Source organism: Paraburkholderia monticola (assembly GCF_001580545.1).
Lineage (GTDB): Bacteria > Pseudomonadota > Gammaproteobacteria > Burkholderiales > Burkholderiaceae > Paraburkholderia > Paraburkholderia monticola.
Map to the genome: position 1 here is coordinate 60324 of NZ_LRBG01000022.1, position 22595 is coordinate 82918.

At 63.2% G+C, this 22595-nt stretch carries 18 protein-coding genes and 2 tRNA genes; 15 read left to right on the plus strand and 5 right to left on the minus strand.

What is annotated here, in order from left to right; genetic code table 11:
• Positions 1–54 precede the first annotated feature (54 nt).
• The 12 genes from CI15_RS17150 to CI15_RS17205 all read left to right on the plus strand — a co-directional run bounded on the left by CI15_RS17150 (position 55) and on the right by CI15_RS17205 (position 11361).
• Positions 55–408 (plus strand): RidA family protein, encoded by a 354-nt coding sequence (locus CI15_RS17150; protein WP_062129515.1) that lies wholly within the window; start codon positions 55–57, stop codon positions 406–408.
• An 82-nt stretch (positions 409–490) separates the two neighbouring features.
• A complete protein-coding gene (locus tag CI15_RS17155; protein WP_062129516.1) occupies positions 491–2734 on the plus strand; it encodes a RelA/SpoT family protein in 2244 nt (747 codons plus the stop codon).
• A 108-nt stretch (positions 2735–2842) separates the two neighbouring features.
• A tRNA-Val gene (locus CI15_RS17160) sits at positions 2843–2919 on the plus strand.
• 254 nt (positions 2920–3173) lie between these two features.
• Positions 3174–5081: a threonine--tRNA ligase gene (gene thrS, locus CI15_RS17165; protein WP_062129517.1), complete on the plus strand. Its 1908-nt coding sequence runs from the start codon at positions 3174–3176 to the stop codon at positions 5079–5081.
• Positions 5082–5131: 50 nt separating this feature from the next.
• Positions 5132–5656, plus strand: coding sequence for a translation initiation factor IF-3 (gene infC, locus CI15_RS17170; RefSeq protein ID WP_075643713.1), 525 nt, complete (start codon positions 5132–5134; stop codon positions 5654–5656).
• Positions 5657–5913: 257 nt separating this feature from the next.
• Entirely contained in the window at positions 5914–6111 is a 198-nt protein-coding gene (gene rpmI / locus CI15_RS17175; RefSeq protein ID WP_027198217.1) for a 50S ribosomal protein L35, read from the plus strand.
• A gap of 29 nt (positions 6112–6140) precedes the next feature.
• A complete protein-coding gene (gene rplT, locus CI15_RS17180) occupies positions 6141–6500 on the plus strand; it encodes a 50S ribosomal protein L20 (protein WP_006052502.1) in 360 nt (119 codons plus the stop codon).
• Positions 6501–6658: 158 nt separating this feature from the next.
• The gene (pheS, locus tag CI15_RS17185) at positions 6659–7672 is read left to right on the plus strand and encodes a phenylalanine--tRNA ligase subunit alpha (RefSeq protein ID WP_062129518.1); all 1014 of its coding nucleotides are present in this window, start codon (positions 6659–6661) and stop codon (positions 7670–7672) included.
• 160 nt (positions 7673–7832) lie between these two features.
• Positions 7833–10268, plus strand: a complete 2436-nt coding sequence (gene pheT / locus CI15_RS17190) for a phenylalanine--tRNA ligase subunit beta (RefSeq protein ID WP_062129519.1) — start codon at positions 7833–7835, stop codon at positions 10266–10268.
• A 69-nt stretch (positions 10269–10337) separates the two neighbouring features.
• On the plus strand, positions 10338–10748 hold the full coding sequence (locus CI15_RS17195) for an integration host factor subunit alpha (protein WP_008918798.1): 411 nt from the start codon (positions 10338–10340) through the stop codon (positions 10746–10748).
• Positions 10749–10791: 43 nt separating this feature from the next.
• Positions 10792–11208 (plus strand): MerR family transcriptional regulator, encoded by a 417-nt coding sequence (locus CI15_RS17200; RefSeq protein ID WP_062129520.1) that lies wholly within the window; start codon positions 10792–10794, stop codon positions 11206–11208.
• A gap of 76 nt (positions 11209–11284) precedes the next feature.
• Positions 11285–11361 (plus strand) — tRNA-Pro (locus CI15_RS17205).
• Positions 11362–11448: 87 nt separating this feature from the next.
• Here CI15_RS17205 and CI15_RS17210 read toward each other — a convergent pair.
• The 3 genes from CI15_RS17210 to CI15_RS17220 are packed head-to-tail and all read right to left on the minus strand — an operon-like array spanning position 11449 to position 15965.
• Entirely contained in the window at positions 11449–12594 is a 1146-nt protein-coding gene (locus tag CI15_RS17210; protein ID WP_062129521.1) for an acyl-CoA dehydrogenase family protein, read from the minus strand.
• 12 nt (positions 12595–12606) lie between these two features.
• Complete coding sequence (locus tag CI15_RS17215) at positions 12607–13815, minus strand: acyl-CoA dehydrogenase family protein (protein WP_062129522.1); 1209 nt, start codon at positions 13813–13815, stop codon at positions 12607–12609.
• A 29-nt stretch (positions 13816–13844) separates the two neighbouring features.
• Entirely contained in the window at positions 13845–15965 is a 2121-nt protein-coding gene (locus CI15_RS17220) for a 3-hydroxyacyl-CoA dehydrogenase NAD-binding domain-containing protein (RefSeq protein WP_062129523.1), read from the minus strand.
• Between the two features lie 129 nt (positions 15966–16094).
• Between CI15_RS17220 and CI15_RS17225 the strand changes: the two genes are divergently transcribed.
• Positions 16095–17003: a LysR family transcriptional regulator gene (locus tag CI15_RS17225; RefSeq protein WP_062129524.1), complete on the plus strand. Its 909-nt coding sequence runs from the start codon at positions 16095–16097 to the stop codon at positions 17001–17003.
• Between the two features lie 36 nt (positions 17004–17039).
• Here the strand turns inward: CI15_RS17225 and CI15_RS17230 are convergent, their stop codons facing one another.
• Complete coding sequence (locus CI15_RS17230; RefSeq protein WP_062129525.1) at positions 17040–17906, minus strand: hypothetical protein; 867 nt, start codon at positions 17904–17906, stop codon at positions 17040–17042.
• 321 nt (positions 17907–18227) lie between these two features.
• Between CI15_RS17230 and CI15_RS17235 the strand changes: the two genes are divergently transcribed.
• Positions 18228–19892 carry an acyl-CoA synthetase gene (locus tag CI15_RS17235; RefSeq protein ID WP_062129526.1) on the plus strand — a complete coding sequence of 555 codons (1665 nt, stop codon included), beginning with the start codon at positions 18228–18230 and terminating at the stop codon, positions 19890–19892.
• Between the two features lie 50 nt (positions 19893–19942).
• A complete protein-coding gene (locus CI15_RS17240) occupies positions 19943–20323 on the plus strand; it encodes a DUF5594 family protein (RefSeq protein ID WP_062129527.1) in 381 nt (126 codons plus the stop codon).
• 103 nt (positions 20324–20426) lie between these two features.
• On the opposite strand, the gene CI15_RS17245 is transcribed toward CI15_RS17240, so the two are convergent.
• A complete protein-coding gene (locus CI15_RS17245; RefSeq protein WP_062129528.1) occupies positions 20427–22544 on the minus strand; it encodes a phosphocholine-specific phospholipase C in 2118 nt (705 codons plus the stop codon).
• Between the last annotated feature and the right edge of the window lie 51 nt (positions 22545–22595).

Here is a 22595-nt window from a genome sequence, read left to right on the forward strand (position 1 = left end):
TCGGCCGTGTCGTGCGGGATGTGTTTCGATCAACCCTTCAGCTCAGGATTTTTCATGGCAGTCATTCGTTACCACGTCGGCAAGCGTCTTTCGGAAATGGCCGTGCACAACGGCACCGTGTATCTCGCGGGTCAGATCGCCGAGGACGACGATCAGGACATCACCGGTCAGACGCGCGAAGTGCTCGGGCACATCGATCGTCTGCTCGCGGAAGCGAACAGCGACAAGTCGCTGCTGCTGTCGGTGCAGATCTACATCTCGGACATGGCGCATTTCGCCGGCATGAACGCCGAGTGGGACGCGTGGGTCGCCCAGGGCGACACGCCGCCGCGCGCGACCGTCGAAGCGAAGCTCGCGAATCCGAAATGCCTCGTCGAAATCGTCGTGATCGCGGCGCAGCGCAGCTGAGTCGCGGCCCCGAGTCGGGGCCTTCAGGCGGCACCGTAGTTGAATTCCCGTTGAATCGTCTGGCCCGGTGGGCCGTCGCACCATGAACACCGAAACCGTTCCGAACGCACCTCATCCCCATCCTTCCTTCGACGAAGCGATGGCGTTCGTGCGCGAGCATGCGGGCGAGGTGCGGCTCTCATCGGGCGAATCGCTCGCGGATCACGCGGCGGGCACCGCGTCGATCATGCGCAAGCTCAACGTCGACCCGCCGGCGGTGCTGGCCGCGGCGCTGTTTGCGCTGACGCCGCATCTGCGCGACCCGGAGCGCGTAATCGCCGACAACTTCGGCGAAGAGGTCGCGCAACTGGTCTGCGACGTGCGCAAGTTGCTGCGCCTCGGCACGGTCAGCCTGCGCGCGGCGCAAAACGCGATGCCCGAAGCAGGCCGCGACGCGCAGGCCGCGCGCCGCGCGCAGGTCGAGGCGCTGCGCAAGATGCTGCTCGCGTTCGCGCAGGACATTCGCGTCGTGCTGATCCGCCTCGCCTCGCGGTTGCAGACGCTGCGCTACTACGCGGCGGCGAAGATCACGCCATCGCCCGACGTCGCGCGCGAAACGCTCGATATCTACGCGCCGCTCGCCAACCGCCTCGGCATCTGGCAACTGAAGTGGGAACTCGAGGATCTCGCGTTCCGCTTCGAGGAACCGGATACCTACAAGCGCATCGCGAAGCTGCTCGACGAGAAGCGCGTCGAGCGCGAGAGCTATGTCGCGCAGGCGATCGAGCGCCTGCAACAGGAACTCGCCGCCGCGCAGATCCGCGCGGAAGTGAGCGGGCGGCCGAAGCATATCTACAGCATCTGGCGCAAGATGCGCGGCAAGGAGCTCGACTTCGCCGAGCTGTACGACGTGCGTGCGTTTCGCGTGATCGTGCCGGACATCAAGGACTGCTACACCGTGCTCGGCATCGTGCACAACCTGTGGCAGCCGGTGCCGAAGGAGTTCGACGATTACATCTCGCGGCCGAAGCCGAACGGCTATAAGTCGCTGCATACGGTCGTGATCGGCGACGACGGCCGTGCGTTCGAAGTGCAGATCCGCACCCAGGAGATGCATCGGTTCGCCGAGTACGGCGTGGCCGCGCACTGGCGCTACAAGGAAGCGGGCGCGCGCGGCTACGGCGGTACGTTCGCTGCGAACGAGAAATACGACGAGAAGATCGCCTGGCTGCGGCAGCTGCTCGCATGGAAGGATGAAGTGTCCGAGGGCGAGCATGGCGAAGCGAGCGCGGCGCAGCCGTGGGAGCAACTGCGCCAGGCTACCCTCGACGACGATCACATCTACGTGCTGACGCCGCAGGCGCGCGTGATTCCGTTGCCGCATGGCGCGACGCCGATCGACTTCGCGTATCACCTGCACAGCGAGCTTGGGCATCGTTGCCGCGGCGCGCGCGTCGACGGTGCGATGGTGCCGCTCAACACGCCGCTGCAGAACGGCCAGACGGTCGAGATCGTGACGGTGAAGGAGGGCGGTCCGTCGCGCGACTGGCTCAATCCGCAACTCGGCTATCTGCAAAGCTCGCGCGCCCGGCAGAAGGTGCGCGCGTGGTTCAACGCGGTCGAGTTGCAGGAGCACATCGCGAACGGTCGCGCGATGGTCGAAAAAACCCTGCAGCGCGAAGGCAAGACCTCGGTCAATCTCGATCAACTGGCCACGCGACTCGGCTTCAAGACCACCGACGATCTGTTCTCCGTCGTCGGCAAGGAGGAGTTCAGTCTGCGGCTCGTCGAGCAGGCGCTGCAGGATGCGCCGCCGCCCGAGCCCGTGGTCGATGCGCCGGAGAGGTTCGAGAAGCGCAGCAGCGGCGCGAGCGTCGCGCGCGGTGCGTCTACCGGGGTGCTGGTGGTCGGCGTCGATGCCTTGCTCACGCAACTCGCGCGCTGTTGCCGGCCGGCGCCGCCGGACGACATCTGCGGCTTCGTCACGCGTGGCAAGGGCATGTCGGTCCACCGCAGCGACTGCGCGACGTTCCGACGGATGGCCGAGCGTGCGCCCGAGCGTGTGCTGCAGACTGCGTGGTCTGCTGACGTGATGGGTGGCCGCGGCCAGTCCGTCTATCCGGTCGACCTCAGCATCGAGGCGACGGACCGGCAGGGTTTGCTGCGCGATATCTCCGAAGTGTTTGCACGGGAAAAGATGAACGTGATTGGCGTGAAGACGCAATCCCGCCGCAATGCCGCGTTCATGCAATTTACCGTCGAGGTGTCGAACTCCGCGCAGATTCAGCGCGCCTGCACGCTGCTTGGCGAGGTCACGGGGGTGGTGCGGGCGACGCGCAAGAACTGAGGTGCGACTGATTGGGAATAAGCCCGGCAGTGGCCCGATTGAAAATTAAAGCCGCTGCATAAAAGTGCTTGCCAAGCCACTCCATACCCCATATACTCTCGTTTCTTCAGGCTCGTAGCTCAGCTGGTTAGAGCACCACCTTGACATGGTGGGGGTCGTTGGTTCGAGTCCAATCGAGCCTACCAACGAAAATGAAATTCCGGTCTCGCCGGGGTTTCGCAAACTGCAGTAAGCGCGTTGAGCGCGAAAAGGCGAATACGGTTATGACACCGCGAACGTTGACCGAAACCACTTCGGAGCGACGCTAGTCGAGGACCACTTTCGCCAGTGAAGTTTGCATAAAATGTGAATGCGGCCCCTCGAAAGCGGGGCCGCATTTTTTTTGTCTTTTTGACCCTGGTTGTATGTGCCGCCGCCGGTCGGCATCACGGAGAACGCAATGGTTTCGATACGTTTGCCTGACGGTTCTGTTCGACAGTACGAGCATCCGGTGACCGTCGCCGAAGTGGCCGCCTCGATCGGCCCCGGACTCGCGAAAGCCGCGCTTGGCGGCAAGATCGACGGTGAGTTGGTCGACACGTCCACGCTGATCGATCGTGACGTGGCGCTTGCCATCGTGACGGAGAAGGACGCAGACGGTCTCGATATCATCCGCCACTCGACGGCGCACTTGCTCGCGTACGCGGTGAAGGACCTGTACCCGGAAGCGCAAGTTACGATCGGCCCGGTCATCGACAACGGCTTCTATTACGACTTCTCGTACAACCGTCCCTTTACGCCGGAAGATCTCGAAAAGATCGAGAAGCGCATGCAGGAGCTCTCGAAGAAGGACGAGCCGGTTTCACGCCGCGTGGTGTCGCGCGACGAAGCGGTCGAGTACTTCAAGAGCATCGGCGAAAAGTACAAGGCCGAGATCATCGAGTCGATCCCCGCCAGCGACGAAATCAAGCTGTACTCGCACGGCGGTTTCACTGATCTGTGCCGCGGCCCGCACGTCCCGTCGACCGGCAAGCTGAAGGTGTTCAAGCTGATGAAGGTCGCGGGCGCTTACTGGCGCGGTGACTCGAAGAACGAACAGCTGCAGCGCATCTACGGCACGGCCTGGACGAAGAAGGAAGACCAGGAAGCGTATCTGCACATGCTCGAAGAGGCTGAGAAGCGCGACCATCGCAAGCTCGGGAAGCAGCTCGATCTGTTCCATATGCAGGACGAGTCGCCGGGCATGGTGTTCTGGCATCCGCGCGGCTGGACGCTGTGGCAGCAGGTCGAGCAGTACATGCGCCGTCGCGTGAACGAGGCCGGCTACCTCGAAATCAAGACGCCGATGATCATGGACCGCTCCCTGTGGGAAGCGTCGGGTCACTGGCAGAACTATCGTGAAAACATGTTCACGACGGAGTCGGAAAAGCGCGACTATGCGATCAAGCCGATGAACTGCCCCGGTCACGTACAGGTGTTCAACCACGGTCTGCGCTCGTATCGCGATCTGCCGTTGCGTTACGCGGAGTTCGGGTCGTGCCATCGCAACGAGTCGTCGGGCGCGCTGCATGGACTGATGCGCGTGCGCGGCTTCGTGCAGGACGACGCACATATTTTCTGTACCGAAGACCAGTTCATCAGCGAATCGATCGCGTTCAACACGCTCGCGATGAGCGTTTACCGCGACTTCGGCTTCGATAACGTCGAGATCAAGCTGTCGCTGCGCCCGGATGCGCGCGCCGGCACCGACGAAACGTGGGATCGCGCGGAGCAGGGGCTGCGCGAGGCGTTGACGGCCTGCGGCGTCACGTGGGAAGAGTTGCCTGGCGAGGGCGCGTTCTACGGCCCCAAGGTGGAATATCACATCAAGGACGCGCTCGGCCGCTCGTGGCAGTGCGGTACGTTGCAGCTCGATATGGTGTTGCCGGAGCGTCTGGGCGCCGAGTACGTCGCCGAGGACAACAGCCGCCGTCGCCCGATCATGCTGCACCGGGCAATCGTTGGATCCATGGAACGTTTCCTCGGGATTCTGATCGAGCACCATGCTGGTGCAATGCCCGCGTGGCTCGCGCCGATGCAGGTCGTCGTGATGAATATCGCCGAGAGCCAGGCCGAATATGCTCGGTCGCTAGCCCAATCGTTGCAAAAACAAGGGGTTAGAGTCGAGGCCGATTTGCGCAACGAGAAGATTAGCTATAAAATACGCGAGCACACGCTGGAAAAGGTCCCTTACCTGCTAGTGGTCGGTGACAAGGAGCGTGAAGCGCAAACGGTAGCCGTGCGTGCCCGTGGTGGTGTCGATATGGGTGTGATGCCTGTTGACGCCTTCATTGAGCGTCTGCGCCAGGACGTGCAGTCGTTCAAGTAAACCACTTGGTACCCCGGCTCGTTTTTTTTAATTTTTAGAGGAAACGTAACATCGCTACTGATAAGTCTGCGCACCGCATCAACGGTGAAATTACGGCACCCGAGGTGCGACTGGTCGGCGTCGAGAACGAACCGCTCGGCATCGTGAAACTCGCTGATGCGTTCCGCATGTCGGAACAGCAGGACGTGGATCTGGTGGAAATCGCGCCGCAAGCGGTTCCGCCGGTTTGCCGCTTGATGGACTACGGCAAGTTCAAGTACCAGGAAGCGAAGAAGCAACACGAGGCCAAGCTCAAGCAGAAGGTCATCCAGGTCAAGGAAGTCAAATTCCGCCCGGGTACCGACGACGGTGATTACAACGTCAAGCTGCGCAACCTCGTCCGCTTCCTCGAAGACGGCGACAAGACGAAAATCACCTTGCGTTTCCGGGGCCGCGAAATGGCTCACCAGGAAATCGGCATGCGCATGCTTGAGCGCCTGCGCACCGACCTCGACGAAGTCGGTCAGGTCGAGCAGATGCCGAAAATGGAAGGGCGCCAGATGATCATGGTGCTCGCTCCGAAGAAAAAGAAGTAAGCGCGAAGAATTGGCCGGAGCGGCGGCGCACCAGGTGGTGCGCGCTCCGGTGGCGCAGATTTGTTTGGTGCCTGGCCGGCTGTCCGGCGTGGTATCGGAAGGTTTCGGAACAGCGCGCGTGCAAGTGCGCGGTGGTTCCCGAAAGGCGGCCGCTGGCGGTATCGGCGGTCTGCATACCAAGTGGAATGGGTTTCGAAGGGCGGGAAATGGCGATCTGGCCGACCGCACACCCATGTCCATCTAATAATGGAGTTGTCATGCCGAAGATGAAGACCAAGAAGAGCGCTGCAAAGCGCTTCGTGGTGCGTCCGGGCGGTACCGTCAAGCGCGGTCAGGCCTTCAAGCGTCACATTCTTACCAAGAAGTCCACCAAGAACAAACGCCATCTGCGCGGCTCCACGGCAGTTCATGATTCCGATCTGAACTCCGTTCGCGCAATGCTGCCGTTCGCTTAACCCTTAACCGACACTCATAGGAGCGAAACATGCCTCGAGTAAAACGTGGGGTTACCGCACGGGCCCGTCACAAGAAGATCATCAAGCTGGCCAAGGGTTACCGCGGCCGTCGCAATAACGTCTATCGCATCGCCAAGCAGGCGGTCATGCGCGCAGGCCAGTACGCCTACCGCGATCGCCGCAACAAGAAGCGTGTGTTCCGCGCACTGTGGATCACGCGTATCAACGCGGCGGTGCGTCAGCACGACATGACGTACAGCGTGTTCATCAACGGCCTGAAGAAGGCGTCGATCGAACTGGACCGCAAGGTGCTGGCCGACATGGCTGTGTTCGACAAGGCTGCTTTTGCTGCGATCGTTCAGCAGGTGAAAGCCGCCGTTGCAGCCTGATTGCGCTTCTGGCAATTAAAACTGCGTGGTTCGTTGCAGCGAACATCCGGTAGTCTCGGTGACGCTGCAACAAAAACGGGGCTCCTCACCGAGCCCCGTTTTTGTTGGTAGAACCAGTTTTGTTTCGATAGAACACTGACGTTGAAATGATGGGATCAATGGATCTGGACCAGATTGTCACCGACGCGCAAGAAGCCTTCGCAGAAGCCTCCGACGTCACCACCCTCGAGAACGAGAAAGCGCGCTTCCTCGGCAAAGCGGGTGCGCTGACCGAACTGTTGAAAGGCCTTGGCAAGCTCGATCCCGAAACGCGCAAGACCGAAGGCGCACGGATCAACCTCGTCAAGCAACAGGTCGAAGCCGCGCTGACGGCACGTCGTCAGGCGCTCGCCGATGCGCTCCTGAACCAGCGCCTCGCAGCTGAAGCGATCGACGTCACGCTTCCCGGCCGCGGCGCCGACGCAGGCAGCCTGCATCCGGTGATGCGCACCTGGGAGCGCGTCGAACAGATTTTCCGTACGATCGGATTCGATGTGGCCGACGGCCCCGAGATCGAAACCGACTGGTACAACTTCACCTCGCTGAACAGCCCGGAAAACCATCCGGCGCGTTCGATGCAGGACACCTTCTACGTCGACGGCAAGGACGCCGATGGCCGCCCGCTGCTGCTGCGCACCCATACGAGCCCGATGCAGGTGCGCTACGCGCGCACCAACACGCCGCCGATCAAGGTGATCGTGCCGGGCCGCACGTATCGCGTGGATAGCGACGCGACGCATTCGCCGATGTTCAACCAGGTTGAAGGCCTGTGGATCGACGAGAACATCAGCTTCGCGGACCTGAAGGGCGTCTACACCGACTTCCTGAAGAAATTCTTCGAGCGTGACGACATCCTGGTGCGCTTCCGTCCGTCGTACTTCCCGTTCACCGAACCGTCGGCCGAGATCGACATGCAGTTCGAAACGGGTAAGAACGCCGGCAAGTGGCTCGAAATTTCGGGCTCCGGCCAGGTACACCCGACCGTGATCCGCAACATGGGTCTCGACCCGGAGCGCTACATTGGCTTCGCCTTCGGCAGCGGCCTCGAGCGTCTCACGATGCTGCGCTACGGTGTGCAGGATCTGCGCCTGTTCTTCGAAAACGACCTGCGTTTTCTGCGTCAATTCGCGTGAACCGGCGCGCGCGAGCGCGACAAAGCATAGAACGCGGCAGTGCACCCGGTGCCTGCCGCGAGCGTCCCCGGCAGAGCTCGCCGACCCGGCGCAAGACCACCGGGCTTTACGAAGCATCTGCCGGACGTGGACCTAACCTGATCAGAACGTACACAGAACCATGCAATTTCCGGAATCCTGGCTCAGAACTTTTGTCGATCCGCAACTGACCACCGACGAACTGTCGCACGCGTTGACGATGGCGGGTCTCGAAGTCGAAGACCTGCGGCCGGCCGCGCCGCCGACCTCGAAGATCGTCGTCGGTCAGGTGCTGGAAGTCGTCAAGCACCCGGATGCGGACAAGCTCAACGTGTGTCAGGTCAACGCCGGCACCGGCGCGACGCTGAACATCGTCTGCGGCGCGCCGAATGTTGCGCCCGGCATCAAGGTGCCGGTCGCGCTGGTCGGCGCGCAACTGCCGCCGGCCGAAGAGGGCGGCGCGCCGTTCGCGATCAAGCTGTCGAAGCTGCGTGGCGTCGAAAGCCAGGGCATGTTGTGCTCGGCGCGCGAGCTGAAGCTCTCCGAAGACCACAGCGGTCTGATGATCCTGCCGGAAGATACGCCGATCGGCCAGGACATCCGCGAGACGCTCAACCTCGATGACACCGTTTTCGAAATCAAGCTGACGCCGAACAAGGCGGACTGCCTATCGGTGTTCGGTGTCGCGCGCGAAACGTCGGCGATCACCGGCGCGCCGCTGCGCCCGCTCGAAATCAAGCCGGCTCCGGTCACGCTCACCGAAACGCTGCCCGTGAAAATCTCGGCGCCCGATCTGTGCGGCCGTTTCTCGGGCCGCGTGATCCGCGGCGTCAATGCGCGCGCGAAGTCGCCGCATTGGATGGTCGAACGTCTCGAGCGCTCGGGCCAGCGCAGCATCTCCGCGCTCGTCGACATCTCGAACTATGTGATGCTCGAGCTCGGGCGTCCGTCGCACGTGTTCGATCTCGACAAGATCCATGGCGGCATGGACGTGCGCTGGGGCCGCAAGGGCGAAACGCTGAAGCTGCTGAACGGCAACACGGTCGAGCTCGACGAAACGGTCGGCGTGATCGCGGACGAACAGCACATCGAAAGCCTCGCGGGCATCATGGGCGGCGACAGCACGGCGGTCACGCTCGACACCACCAACATCTATCTCGAAGCCGCGTTCTGGTGGCCCGATAGCATTCGTGGCCGCTCGCGCAAATACAACTTCTCGACCGACGCAGGCCATCGCTTCGAGCGCGGCGTCGACTATGCGACGACCGTCGATCACATCGAACGCATCACGCAGTTGATCCTCGACATCTGCGGCGGCGCGGCGGGTCCGGTCGACGATCAGATCGTCAACGTGCCCAAGCGCACGCCCGTGAAGATGCGCGTCTCGCGCGCGAACCGCATCATCGGCGTCGCGATCGGCGCTGATGAAATCGCGCAGATTTTCACGCGCCTCGGCCTGTCGTTCGAGCGCGACGGCGATACGTTCTCGGTGATGCCGCCGTCGTACCGCTTCGATATCGAGATCGAAGAAGACCTGATCGAAGAAGTCGCGCGTATCTACGGCTTCGAAAAGATTCCGGCGCGCCCGCCGGTCGCGACCAGCGAAATGCGCGCGACCAACGAGACGCAACGCTCCATCCACGCGATCCGTCACGCGCTCGCCGCGCGCGATTACGCGGAAACGGTGAACTTCAGCTTCGTCGACACCGAGTGGGAGCAGGACTTCGCGGGCAACAGCAACCCGGTGCGTCTGATCAATCCGATCGCAAGCCAGTTGTCGGTGATGCGCACGACGCTGTTCGGCAGCCTGATCCATGTGTTGCGTACCAACCTGAACCGGCGCGCTGCCGACCGCGTGCGCGTGTTCGAAGCGGGCCGCGTGTTCCTGCACGATCCGTCGATCAAGGCCGGCGAGTTGACCGTCGAAGGCTTCGCGCAGCCGAAGATGATCGGCGCGCTTGCCTATGGTCCCGCGCTCGAGGAGCAGTGGGGCGCGCCGGGACGCGCGGTCGACTTCTTCGACGTGAAGGGCGACCTGGAAGCGCTAGTCGCGCCGGCGGTCGCGCATTTCGTGAAGGCCGAGCATCCGGCGCTGCATCCGGGGCGCAGCGCGCGTATCGAATTGAATGGCCGCGCAGTGGGCTGGATTGGCGAATTGCATCCGCGCTGGATGCAAAAATATGATTTGCCGCATGCCCCGATTCTGTTTGAAATCGAAGCCGAAGCATTAATGCAACGGGTATTGCCGATTCCGTCGGAAGTTTCAAAATTCCCGCCGGTACGACGTGATATTGCCGTGGTCGTCGATCAGAAAATCGAGGTCCAGGCGCTGCTCGACGAGCTTCAGAAGGCCCAGTCCGAGCCGGCTTGCAAGGCTGTCCAGAAGGTTGCGCTTTTCGACGAATTCCGTCCAAAATCAAACACTTCCGGTGGTCTGGCCGCGCACGAGAAAAGCCTTGCGTTCCGGGTGACCTTGCAAGATACTGGCGGAACCCTTCAGGATGAAACGGTCGATCTGGCTATTCAAACTCTTGTGGAACGTCTGGCTCGAGTATATGGCGCACGGTTGCGCGGATAACCCGCATTCAACAATTGCACGGCTGTTTCCGCATCCATTGTTTTACGCTTGGCGCGCCATTTGATAGATATGAATGAAATGAACTCGAGTGATTTCGAAGCCCTTCTTACGGCGCAACGCAGCGCCATGATTCGAGATATTCCGACATCACCCGCCGTCGTTTCCAATGAGACGCCGACACTCACCAAGGCGGAACTTGCCGAGTTGCTGTTCGACAATGTCGGGCTCAACAAGCGGGAAGCGAAGGACATGGTCGAGGCGTTTTTCGAGGTGATCCGCGATGCGCTGGAGAGCGGCGACAGCGTGAAGCTGTCGGGCTTCGGTAACTTCCAGTTGCGCGACAAGCCGCAGCGTCCCGGCAGAAATCCGAAGACGGGCGAGGCGATTCCTATCGCCGCGCGTCGCGTGGTGACGTTTCATGCAAGTCAAAAGCTGAAGGCGCTGGTCGAGAACGGCGCCGAAGCGAGCTTCGCGCGCTGATTGACTGGCGCGCTTTCGCGCAACCCATCACGGCTAACTGACGATGACCGCGACGATCGAAAAAGTCGTCTTGCCTCCGATTCCGGCGAAGCGCTACTTCACGATTGGTGAGGTCAGCGAACTTTGCGGGGTGAAGCCTCACGTGCTGCGCTACTGGGAGCAGGAGTTCACCCAGTTGAAGCCGGTCAAGCGGCGCGGCAATCGTCGGTACTATCAGCACCACGAGGTGCTGTTGATCCGGCGGATTCGCGAGTTGCTGTACGAGCAGGGCTTTACGATCAACGGGGCGCGCAACCGGCTCGATTCGCATGGCGGGGGTGGGCCCGATACGGTGGTCGAGGAGGGCGAGGGTGCCGGCGGAGCCGCGGCGCAAACGCAGGCATCGGCGGCAACCGTTGCCGTCGATGTCGAGAAGTTGCGCCAGGAACTGCAAAACGTGATCGAGCTGCTGGGCCACTAGTTCAAGGGCTTGTTCGCATTCTTCGCGCGGGGCAGTTCTAATCGAATAAAGTGTCTGTTATAATTTTTCTTCTGTTCGGGGCGTAGCGCAGCCTGGTAGCGTACCTGCATGGGGTGCAGGTGGTCGGAGGTTCAAATCCTCTCGCCCCGACCAAAAAGATTAAAAGGACTTACGGTGAAAGCTGTAAGTCCTTTTTTCGTTTGTGTGCGCCGCTTATGGGCCAAGGTTGACAGCGTGTGCCTAAGCGCTCCCCAACGCCACAAACCGCTCCAGATGATGATCCTCATCCCCAAGCTGATGATCGATCATCACGAGCCGCTTCGCGTAGTGCGCGAGCGGCAGCTCCCACGTCATGCCGATGCCGCCGTGCAACTGGATGCATTCCTCCGCGACCCGCGTGCCGATCCGGCCGATGCTGTACTTCGCCGCCGACACCGCCCGCTCGCGCACGATGCGTTCGCCATCGAGCACAGCCGCCGCATTGATCACCGCCGAGCGCGCCTGTTCGATGTCGAGCAGCAGATCGGCCATGCGGTGCTGCAACGCCTGGAAGCTGCCGATCGGCACGCCGAACTGCTTGCGCGTGCGCAGGTAGTCGAGCGTGTAGTCTTTCGCGACGTCCATCGCACCAACCGCTTCCGCGCACAGCGCGAGCACGCCGCAACTCACCGCGAATTCGAGCGTGGCAAAGCCCTGGTCCACTGAGCCGAGCACGGCATCGTCGCCGAGCGTGACGTTGTCGAAGCTCACTTCGGCCGCGCGTCCTCCGTCGATCTTGCGATAGCCGCGCACGCTCACGCCCGCCGTGTCGCGCGGAACCAGAAACAGCGTGATGCCGGCTTCGTCATCGTCAGCGCCGCTCGTGCGCGCCGACACGAGGAACACGTGGGCATGCTCGCCATGCTGAACGACCGCCTTCGCGCCGTCCAACGTCCACACTCCGCCGTTGCCAGCTCCGTTGCGTCGCGCGCGTGTCGTGACGACCCGCGCAAGTTCGTAATGACTGTCCGGCTCGCCATGCGCAAGCGCAACGATCTGCGAGCCGTCGATCAACGAATGGAGCGTCGCTTTCTGCGCGTCGCTGCCGCTGCGAGCCATCGCCCGGCCGACGATCAGCGTATCGAGAAACGGCTCGACGACGAGCCCACGGCCGATGCTCTCGAACACGACGGAAATATCGAACCCGCCGCCGCCAAAACCGCCGCTCGCTTCATCGAACAATGCGCCGATCACGCCCAGCTCCGCAAAGCGCGCCCACAATGGCGCGCTGAAGCCTTGCGTCGAAAGAGCGATCTTGTCGCGCGTCGCGAAGCTGTATTGCTCGCTGATAAAGCGATTCAGCGTATCCGCCAACATGCGGCGGTCTTCGGTGTGCTGGAAATTCATGACGTGCGCCTCTTACAGTCCGAGAATCATTTTGGAAATGATGTTCTTCTGGATTTCGTTCGAACCGCCGAAGATCGACAGCTTGCGATTGTTGAAGTACTGCGATGCGGCGCTCGCGGCTTCGTCGGGGCCGACCGGCACGCCGTCGAATCCTTCGTGCAGCGCTTCCTCCACGAATGGCTGCGCATAGGCGCCCATCGCGCGCCGCGTCAGCGACGAGATCTCCTGACGGATCTCGGTGCCGCGAATCTTCAGCATCGAACTCTCGGCGCCGGGCACGCCGCCACCCGCCACGGCCGCGATCACGCGCAGGTTGGTCGTCTTCATGTTCTCGAGATCGATCTCGACGCGCGCCATGCGTGCCGCGAACGCGGGATCCTCGGCAAGCGGTCGGCCATTGCGCAACTGCTTCGCGGCGATCTTGCGCAGCCGGTTGAACGCGGCGACCGAAAAGCCGACGCCCGCGATATTCGTGCGCTCATACGTGAGCAGATATTTCGCGTAAGTCCAGCCCTTGTTCTCTTCGCCGACGAGATTCCCGGCAGGCACGCGCACATCCGTGAAAAACACTTCGTTGACTTCGTGCTCGCCGTCGAGCGTGATGATCGGCCGCACTTCGATGCCCGGCGTGTTCATGTCGATCAGCAGAAAGCTGATGCCTTCCTGTTTGCGCACATCGGTCGCAGTGCGCACGAGGCAGAAGATCATGTTCGCGTAGTGACCGAGCGTCGTCCACGTTTTCTGGCCATTGACGATGTAGTGCTCGCCCTGCGCGTCCGTGCCGCGCATCGCCGTCGTCCTGACCGACGCGAGATCGGAGCCCGCGCCCGGCTCCGAATAGCCCTGACACCACCAGTCGGAGCCATCGAGAATGCGCGGCAGCCAATGGCGCTTCTGCGGTTCACTGCCGTACTTGATCAGCACCGGCCCGAGCATGTTGACGCCGAACGGCACGACGCGCGGTGCGCCGGCGAGTGCGCATTCGTTCTCGAAGATGAATTTCTGCACCGGGCTCCAGCCCGGGCCGCCGTACTCTTTCGGCCAGTGATTCGCGAGCCAGCCTTGCGCGTTCAGAATCGCATGCCACTCGGCCACGTCGTCGCGCGTGAGACGCCGGCCACCGTGCACCTTGTCGGCGAGGCGTTGCGGGAGCCTGTCGCGCAGAAAGGCCAGCACGCTCGCGCGAAACGCTTCTTCTTCGGGGGTGAAGTTCAGATCCATCGCTGTGTTCCGTCCGTGTTCGTGGGGACTCAGGCCGTCGTGTTCAGACTCGCGAAATCGGCGCCGCGCTCGACCAGTTCGATGAGCAGTGGCGACGGCCGCCAGAACAGCGGGTCTTCCTTCGCGAATTCGCGGATGTCGGCGAGAATCGTCGCGAGGCCGACACCGTCCGCGTATTTCATCGGACCGCCGCGGTAGCGCGGAAAGCCGTAGCCGTACAGCAGGGTCACGTCGACATCGAGCGGGCGCAGCGCGATGCCTTCGTGCACGACGTTCGCGCCTTCGTTGATCATCGCGGCCATATAACGGCGCATGATCTCCTCGTCGCTGAAGCTGCGCGGCGTGATGCCCGCGCGCTCACGCTCGGCATCGATGATCGCCTCGACCTCGGGGTCGGGCAGGCCGCCGCGCGATCCTTCGGGGTACAGATAGAATCCGCGGCCGGTCTTCTGGCCGAACCAGCCGCGCTCGCACAGGCGGTCGGCGATCTGCACGTAGCGCGCGTTCGGGTCGCGCTTGGCCGCCCGGCGTTTGCGCGCCGCCCAGCCGATGTCGCCGCCCGCGAGGTCGACCACCTGGAACGGACCCATCGGGAAGCCGAACGCACGCACCGCCGCGTCGATCTGATACGGCGAGGCGCCGTCCTCCATCAGCGCGTCCGCGGCGGCGCGGTACACGGCCAGCAGCCGATTGCCGATGAAGCCGTCGCACACGCCCGCGCGCACCGGTGTCTTGCGCAGCTTCTTCGCGAGCTCGAACGCGGTCGCGACGACGTCGGCGCTGACCTGCTTCGGCACCACGACTTCGAGCAGCTTCATGATGTTGGCGGGCGAGAAGAAGTGCAGGCCGATCACATCGGCGGGGCGCGAGATGCTGGCCGCGATCGCGTCGATGTCCAGATACGAGGTGTTGGTCGCGAGCACCGCGCCGGGCTTGCAGACGCGATCGAGTTCGGCGAATACGGCCTTCTTGACGTCGAGGTCCTCGAACACGGCTTCGATCACGAGGTCGGCCTGCGCGAGCGCATCGTACGACGTGCTGCCGCTCCAGCGCGCCATCAGCGCGGCTTTCTTCTCCGCGGTGAGGCGGCCTTTGGCGATCAGCCCGTCGTAGACTTTCTCGATGTGCGCACGGCCGCGCGCGAGCGAGGCTTCGTCGCGTTCGATCATCGTCACGGGCAGCCCCGCGTCGAGCACCGCGACCGCGATGCCCGCGCCCATCGTGCCACCGCCGACCACGCCGAGCGCGTCGAGCGCGCGCGGTTTCGCCTCGCGCGTTTCAGGCGCTTTCAGCACTTCGCGCTCGGCAAAGAACGCGTGAATCAGGCCGGCGCGCTGCGGGCTGTCGAGGCATTGCAGGAATAGCTTGCGTTCGAGCTTCAGCCCCTCGTCGAAGGGCTGCTCGATCGCGGCTTCGACCGCGTCGACGACCTTCAGCGGCGAGAACAGGCCGCGCGCTTTCCTGGCGGTCTCCTCACGCGCTTTCGCGACCGCGGCGAGGCTCGCGGCGCGCTCGCTCAACGCAGTGGCGTCGCGCGTGCGGCGCACCGGCGCCTGCGCGGCGAGCAGCTCGTGCACGTAGGCGAGCCCTTCGGCGAAGATGTCGCCGCTGGCGCCGCGACGATCGATCAGGCCGAACCCGAGCGCTTCCTTCGCGCTCGCATGGCGCCCGCTCAAGATCAGGTCGAGCGCGGCCGGCGCGCCAATCAGGCGCGGCGTGCGCTGCGTGCCGCCCGCGCCCGGCAGCAGACCCAACTGCACTTCGGGCAGGCCGAGCTTGGCGCCGTCGACGGCAATCCGGTAATGCGCGGCGAGCGCCACTTCGAGGCCGCCACCGAGCGCGGCGCCGTGCAGCGCGGCGATCACGGGCTTCGCGCATGCCTCGATGCGGTTGTACACGTCCGGCAGCGACGGAGGCACCGGCGGCTTGCCGAACTCGCGAATATCGGCACCGGCGATGAAATTGCGCCCCGCGCCGACGATCAGCACGGCCTCCACGGCGGGCTCGGCCTCGGCGGCGTCGATCGCGGCGAGCAGGCCGCGCCGCACATCGGCGGATAGCGCGTTGACCGGTGCATGGTCGATCGTGACGAGCAGCACCTTGCCGTGCAATTCGCGGGTGACGACGTCGGCTGAGGGGGGAAGGGTCATCGTGGGTGTCTCCGATTGATAGAGGCGAGGCGCGCCGGATCGTGCCATTCTGGAGTAGTCAAGGTTCATTGACAATCACATGGCTAATTGACAGACTGTCAAAATTATTTTGACAAAGACTTCCTGGCGATGGACGTCAACTCCCTGACCCTGCTCGTCGACATCCTCGACGCCGGCAACCTGAGCGAAGCGGCGCGAAGGCTGAAGATGAGCCGCGCGAACGTCAGCTATCACCTGAACCAGCTCGAGCGTTCGGTCGGGCTGCAATTGGTGCGTCGCACCACACGTCGCGTCGAGCCGACCGAGATCGGTTTGCAGCTGTACGAACACGGCCGCACGATCCGCAACGCGCTGCTTGCCGCGCGCGAGTCGGTGACGACGCTGGGCCAAAGCCTGCAGGGGCGCGTGCGTCTGAGCGCGCCGAGCGGCTATGGCCAGCTCGTCATGTCCGACTGGCTGATCGCGTTCAAGCGGCTATATCCGGGTATCGTGCTCGACGTGATGTTCGAGAACCGCGTCGAGGATCTGATGCGCGACGAGATCGACATCGCGGTGCGCGTGATGTCGGAGCCGCCGCAAAACCTCGTCGCGCGGGATATGGGGCCGGTCCGGTATGTGGCCTGCGCGTCGGCCGAGTTCGCGCGCACGCACGGCCTGCCTGCCACGCTCGACGATCTGCCCGCCGCGCCGCTGATTACCGCGGCCGTGATCGGCAAGCAGTTGCGGCTCGCCGCGTATCTGCGCGACGAGCGTCACGAAGTCCTGCTCGAACCGACGATCATTTCGGAGAACTTTCTTTTTTTGCGGCAGGCGGTGCTGGCTGGTCTCGGCGTCGGACTCGTGCCCGACTACGTGGTGCAGGACGACCTGAAACGCGGCGCCGTGCTGAGCGCGCTCGATGCGTGGCGGCTCAGCATCTTCGGCACGCACATGTACATGCTGTACATGCCGAATCGGCATCACACGCGTGCCGCGGCGACCTTTATCGACTTCGTGCTGGAGCAGGCGCGGGGCTCGGGCAGAGGGGGCGCGAACTGAGGCGGCGAACTAAGGCGGCGAACTGAAGCGGCGAACTCAGGCGCCGAGTCTGCGCACGATCGCCGTCCTGACCATCGGCACGCCGACGCGCAGCAGCTTGCGCACGCCTTCGTCGCTGCCGACCTTCTCGACCGCGTTGTCGATCATCGTCTGCATCACGCTTGCCGGATAAAAGTCGCGAAACAGCGGGTTCGCGCCGACTTTCTCGAACACGTGATGCAGGAACGAGCCCTCCGGCGGCCCGATACGCTTGAACAGTCCCATCTTGACGACGCGGTTGTTCCACAGATGCAGCGTGTACGCATCGGCGCAGAGCGCCGCGCATTCGTCGAAATAGCGCGGCAGGAACACCTTGTAGTAATCGTTGAAATGCACCGGGTAGAAGAGGCTATCGGGAAGACCGGCCTTCACGCCGTAGACGGCGGTCAACAGACGCGGGCCCGTGTCGCCCCATTTCAGTGGCGTGCCTTTCATCGCTTCGACGCGCTCGATCAGCTCGTGCAGGCGCGGTTGATCCGGGTCGAGCCGCAGCAGCGCATTGCAGATGCTCGACGATGTCTCCCGGCCCATCAGGTCGCCCTTGGCGTTGAGATCGAAATCGCGCAACAGCAGCATGTCGGTGTCGACCCAGATCTCATCGGTCTTCGTGAACATCACGAAGCGGAAATAGTCGGTGAAATGCTGCATCGACGGCACCCCGTTGATCGGGAAGTCGTTCAGCGAATCGCGCGGCAGCACCGTGGTCGCGTCTTTCGCGATCACACCGGGCGGCAGATTGGCGATCGGCTCGTAGGTATAAAGGGAGACCTCGCTGCCGTACAGCGTGAACGATGTCAGACACGCGATCTCATAGGGAGAAAGTTCCGGGCCGTGCCAGAACGATGCAAATCTTGCCTTGCGCATAGCTCATCCAGGGTAGGGATCGTGCGGCGCAACATGCGCGCGGAATCTGTAACGATGCTAGACGGGTCCCGCACAGGTCTGATGTAAAGGGCTCAAATCACACAGGAGTTGTCGCGAAATGCGGAGTCCAGCGCAGCGCCCCGGCGATTATCGGCGGGAATATGTCGTATGTGACGAATTCAGCAGCGCGTGGCAAAGCGTGAAGAAAGCGGCGCGAGACCGTGGGCTAAACTGAACGACACCGCCCTGCAGCGTGCTTGCAGCAAACAATGGGCCACGCAGTGCGCGCGGCCGCAAAAAAGACGAAACGAAGGAGACACGATGAACCTCGACGGCGAGACTTACGATTCGCTCACGGCCAATTTCACGTGGCGCATTCCGCCGCGCTACAACATCGGCGTCGACACCTGCGACAAATGGGCCGATGGCTCGGGACGTCTTGCGCTGATTTACGAGGACGCCGACGCCCGCGCGACCCGCTATACGTTCGACGACCTGAAAGCGCTGTCCGACCGCTTCGCCAATGCGCTGCTCGCGGCGGGCGCGCGGCGCGGCGACCGGATCGGCATCTTCCTGTCGCAGTCGATCGAAACGGCCATCGCGCATCTCGCCGCGTACAAGGCCGGCATGGTCGCGGTGCCGTTGTTCGCGCTGTTCGGCGTCGATGCGATCGAGCATCGGCTTGGCGACAGCGGCGCGGTCGCGCTGATCACGGACCAGGCTGGCGTGCAAAAGATCGCGGAAATTCGTGGCGCGCTGCCCGAGTTGCGGCAGGTGTTCAGTGTCGATCTCGCGCAGGACGACGAAACATCCGACGCGCCCGTGCGCTCGTTCTGGCATGCGTTGAATAGCGCGCCCGCCGACTTCACGCCGGTCGAGACCGCCGCGGACGACCCTGCGATCATCATCTATACGTCGGGCACGACCGGCAAACCGAAGGGCGCGTTGCACGGGCATCGCGTGTTGCTTGGGCATCTACCGGGCGTCGAGATGTCGCAGCAAGGCTTTCCCGCGCACGCAACGCTGATGTGGACGCCCGCGGACTGGGCGTGGATCGGCGGTCTGTTCGACGTGCTGCTGCCTTCGTGGCATCACGGCGTCGCGGTACTCGCGCGCCGTTTTGCGAAATTCGATGGCCACGCCGCGTTCGATCTGCTCGCGCGTCACGCGGTCTCCCATGCGTTTCTGCCGCCAACCGCGCTGAAGATGATGCGCGGCGTCGAGCGGCCCGCGCATCTGCGTCTCGCGTTGCGCTCGGTTGCAAGCGGCGGCGAATCGCTCGGCGAGGAACTGATCGGCTGGGGGCGCGAGGCGCTCGGCGTGACGATCAACGAGTTCTACGGGCAGACCGAGTGCAACGTCGTGGTGTCGTCGTGCGCGGCGCTGTTCGAGCCGTGCTTCGGCGCGATCGGGCGCGCGGTGCCGGGGCATCAGGTTGCGATCGTCGGAGCCGACGGCAACGAACTGCCACCCGGCGCGATCGGCGATATCGCGGTGGCCGAGCCTGATCCGGTGATGTTTCTCGGCTACTGGCGCAATGATGCGGCGACGCGCGAGAAATTCCGCGGCAAGTTTCTGCTGACCGGCGATCTCGGCACGCGCGACGCGGACGGCTTCATTCGCTTCGTCGGCCGCGGCGACGACGTGATCACGAGCGCCGGCTACCGGATCGGGCCGGCCTCGATCGAAGATTCGCTGCTGCGTCACCCGGCTGTCGCGATGGCGGCCGTGGTTGGCACGCCCGATCTCGAGCGCACTGAAATCGTGACGGCTTTCGTCGTGCTGAAAGCCGGTTTCGTCGGCGACGCTGCGCTCGTGCGCGAGATCCAGCAGCATGTGAAGACGCGTCTGGCCGCGCACGAATATCCGCGCGAGATTCGCTTCGTCGAAAGCCTGCCGATGACGGCGACCGGCAAGGTGATCCGCAAGGCGCTGCGCGAAGCGCTGACGCGCGAGCCGAACGCATCCGCGCCCGCGAAAAACTGAGTCTGCTACGATGACCGACCCACGATCAGAATCACAGCGGAGAAATCTGGATGCGCCCGGAGAGTGCAAATCGTTTCGACGCGGAGTTCGCGCCGCGTATCGCCGAGGTGATCGCCGCGTATTTTTCGAAGACGGTCCATACCGACGTGTTGCCGCATGGCGTGGACGGCCAACCCACCCGCGTACGGATTCACGCGGCAGCGCTTAGTGGTCTGGGTCTTTACCCGCATCCTTTGAATCTGTATCTGACCTGGGAAGGCGATGAAATAGAAAGGCTGATGGGCGAGCAGGGCGCGACGCGTTTCGCCCGCTATCTGGCCGCGCTGCCGCGCAAGCTCAATGCGTGGACCCAGGCGCGCGAACTCGACTTCCTCACGCACACGCAGGGTGATCCGGTTGCGTTGATCGGCGGGCTCGATTTCGAATCGTAGGCGCGCGCGTTTGCATGCGTCAGCATCGATGGCAAGAAAAAACGGCCGCTGTGCTCGAAGAGCCAGCGGCCGTTGCTTCTACAGAGTCGTGTTGGCGCGACGCTCAGCCACCCAGCGCCGGATCACTCATGCTGCTATTGCCCGTCTCGACGTGACCGGCGAAGCGGCGCGCGAACGCCGGGTCCGTATCGACGGTGATCGCGAGATCGTACCAGCCGTGCGCGTTGCGCAGATCGAGGTACAGGTTGTCGGTGTCGCCGCCGCGCACTGAATGCTTGATCACGTTGTTGGCGTCGTACGCGTTGACGATCGTGAACTGGCAACGCGCGCTGCCGACGTTCTCGAGTCGCAGTTGCAAATTGCCGTTCGCGACATCGTAGCCTTCGGCAACGGCCGGTCGTGCGGTTTCCGTTCCATTCCACCAGTTATGCGCGACCAGCTTGCCCGCGAAGCGGCGCAGGAAACCGTTCGGCCCGTGCACGCTGAAGTCGTAGCTGCCATCGGCATTCAAGGGCAGCGTGTCCTGCAGATGCTTGCCCGCCTCGACGGTATAGCTGCGCGGTGCGTCCGCGCTACCCGCCGCATACACGAGGAACACCGCGCCCGCGCGGCCCGTGTTGACGAAGCGCATCGTCAGCTTGGCGTTCGAGCCTTCGTCGACGCGCACGAACAGTTCGTACGGCAACGCGCGCGACGGACGCGCGCCCGGTTCCTGCTGCGGCACCGCTTGCACCGCGGGCGGCTGCGGCACGTAATCCGGGTGGCGGGTCTGGTCGGGCGGCATGTAAGCGCTCGTGCTCGGCAGCGACGGCAGCGACGCGTTCGGGTTCGCGAAGTTGAACGCCGAAGTCAGATCGCCGCACACCGCGCGACGCCACGGCGTGATGTTCGATTCGCCGAGATTGTGCTGGTGGTCGAAGCGCTTTTCGATGAAACGGATCACCGACGTATGGTCGAACACTTCGGAGCACACGTAGCCGCCTTTCGACCAAGGCGACACCACCAGCATCGGCACGCGCGGCCCGAGCCCGTACGGGGCGCCGACGTTCTTCGGATCGCCCGCGTAGATCTCGTTCGTCACCTCGACGGTCGACAGACCATTCGCGCTCGACGCGGCCGCGAACGGCGCGGCGATGTGATCGAAGAAGCCGTCGTTTTCGTCGTAGTTGATCAGCAGCACGGTCTTGCTCCACACGTCCGGATTCGACGTGAGGATCTGCAGCACCTGGTCGATGTACCACGCGCCGTAGTTGGTCGGCCAGTTCGGATGCTCGCTGTACGCTTCGGGGGCGACGATCCACGACACCTGCGGCAGCGTGCCGTTTTGCACGTCGCGCTTCAGGATGTCGAAGTAGCCGTCGCCGTTCGCCGCGTTGGTGCCGGTGCGCGCGTTGTCGTACAGCGGATTGCCCGGCTGCGCGTTGCGGTACTGGTTGAAATAGAGCAGCGAGTTGTCGCCGTAGTTGCCGATATACGCGTTTTGCGTCCAGCCCCACGAACCGTTCGCGTCGAGCCCGGTGCCCATGTCCTGATAGATCTTCCACGAGATGCCGGCGTTCTGCAGCACCTCGGGGTAGGTCGACCAGCCGTAGCCGAGCTCCGAATTGTCGATGACCGGACCGCCGCCGCTGCCGTCGTTGCCGACCCAGCCACTCCAAATGTAGTAGCGGTTCGGATCGGTCGGGCCCATCAGCGAGCAGTGGTACGCGTCGCAGATCGTGAATGCATCGGCGAGCTGATAGTGAAACGGAATGTCGTCGCGCGTCAGGTAGGCCATCGTGAGCTCGCCTTTCGACGGGACCCACTGATCGTTGCGGCCGCCGTTCCATGCCGCATGGGTGGTGCCCCAGTCGTGCGCGAGATCCTGCAGGAACTGCAGGCCCAGGTTCGGCGCGGTGGGATGGAACGGCAGCACGTAGCTGGCGCCGGCGGTGTCGGTGGTGAGGGGCTGATACCACACCGGGTGGCCGTTCGCGAGACTGATCGCGCGCGTGTCGCCGAAACCGCGCACACCTTTGAGCGTGCCGAAGTAGTGGTCGAACGAGCGGTTCTCCTGCATCAGCACGACGATGTGCTCGACATCGCGGATCGTGCCGGTCCGGTTGTTGGCCGGAATCGCGAGTGCATTGCGGATGCCTGGCGGCAGCATGCTCAACGCGGTGAAGGAACCGGCGGCTTGCGCGGCCGAACGCAGAAAATCACGGCGATTTTTTGAGGTCATGGTTGTGGCATTGATCTTCGGTGGAGAAAAAAGCACGGGGACGATGAATTA

Bases quoted from the DNA above. Each gene is read 5' to 3' on its own strand.
- CI15_RS17150 (WP_062129515.1), top strand. From the start codon at position 55: ATGGCAGTCATTCGTTACCACGTCGGCAAGCGTCTTTCGGAAATGGCC.
- CI15_RS17155 (WP_062129516.1), top strand. From the start codon at position 491: ATGAACACCGAAACCGTTCCGAACGCACCTCATCCCCATCCTTCCTTC.
- thrS (WP_062129517.1), top strand. From the start codon at position 3,174: ATGGTTTCGATACGTTTGCCTGACGGTTCTGTTCGACAGTACGAGCAT.
- rpmI (WP_027198217.1), top strand. From the start codon at position 5,914: ATGCCGAAGATGAAGACCAAGAAGAGCGCTGCAAAGCGCTTCGTGGTG.
- rplT (WP_006052502.1), top strand. From the start codon at position 6,141: ATGCCTCGAGTAAAACGTGGGGTTACCGCACGGGCCCGTCACAAGAAG.
- pheS (WP_062129518.1), top strand. From the start codon at position 6,659: ATGGATCTGGACCAGATTGTCACCGACGCGCAAGAAGCCTTCGCAGAA.
- pheT (WP_062129519.1), top strand. From the start codon at position 7,833: ATGCAATTTCCGGAATCCTGGCTCAGAACTTTTGTCGATCCGCAACTG.
- CI15_RS17195 (WP_008918798.1), top strand. From the start codon at position 10,338: ATGAATGAAATGAACTCGAGTGATTTCGAAGCCCTTCTTACGGCGCAA.
- CI15_RS17200 (WP_062129520.1), top strand. From the start codon at position 10,792: ATGACCGCGACGATCGAAAAAGTCGTCTTGCCTCCGATTCCGGCGAAG.
- CI15_RS17210 (WP_062129521.1), bottom strand. From the start codon at position 12,594: ATGAATTTCCAGCACACCGAAGACCGCCGCATGTTGGCGGATACGCTG.
- CI15_RS17215 (WP_062129522.1), bottom strand. From the start codon at position 13,815: ATGGATCTGAACTTCACCCCCGAAGAAGAAGCGTTTCGCGCGAGCGTG.
- CI15_RS17220 (WP_062129523.1), bottom strand. From the start codon at position 15,965: ATGACCCTTCCCCCCTCAGCCGACGTCGTCACCCGCGAATTGCACGGC.
- CI15_RS17225 (WP_062129524.1), top strand. From the start codon at position 16,095: ATGGACGTCAACTCCCTGACCCTGCTCGTCGACATCCTCGACGCCGGC.
- CI15_RS17230 (WP_062129525.1), bottom strand. From the start codon at position 17,906: ATGCGCAAGGCAAGATTTGCATCGTTCTGGCACGGCCCGGAACTTTCT.
- CI15_RS17235 (WP_062129526.1), top strand. From the start codon at position 18,228: ATGAACCTCGACGGCGAGACTTACGATTCGCTCACGGCCAATTTCACG.
- CI15_RS17240 (WP_062129527.1), top strand. From the start codon at position 19,943: ATGCGCCCGGAGAGTGCAAATCGTTTCGACGCGGAGTTCGCGCCGCGT.
- CI15_RS17245 (WP_062129528.1), bottom strand. From the start codon at position 22,544: ATGACCTCAAAAAATCGCCGTGATTTTCTGCGTTCGGCCGCGCAAGCC.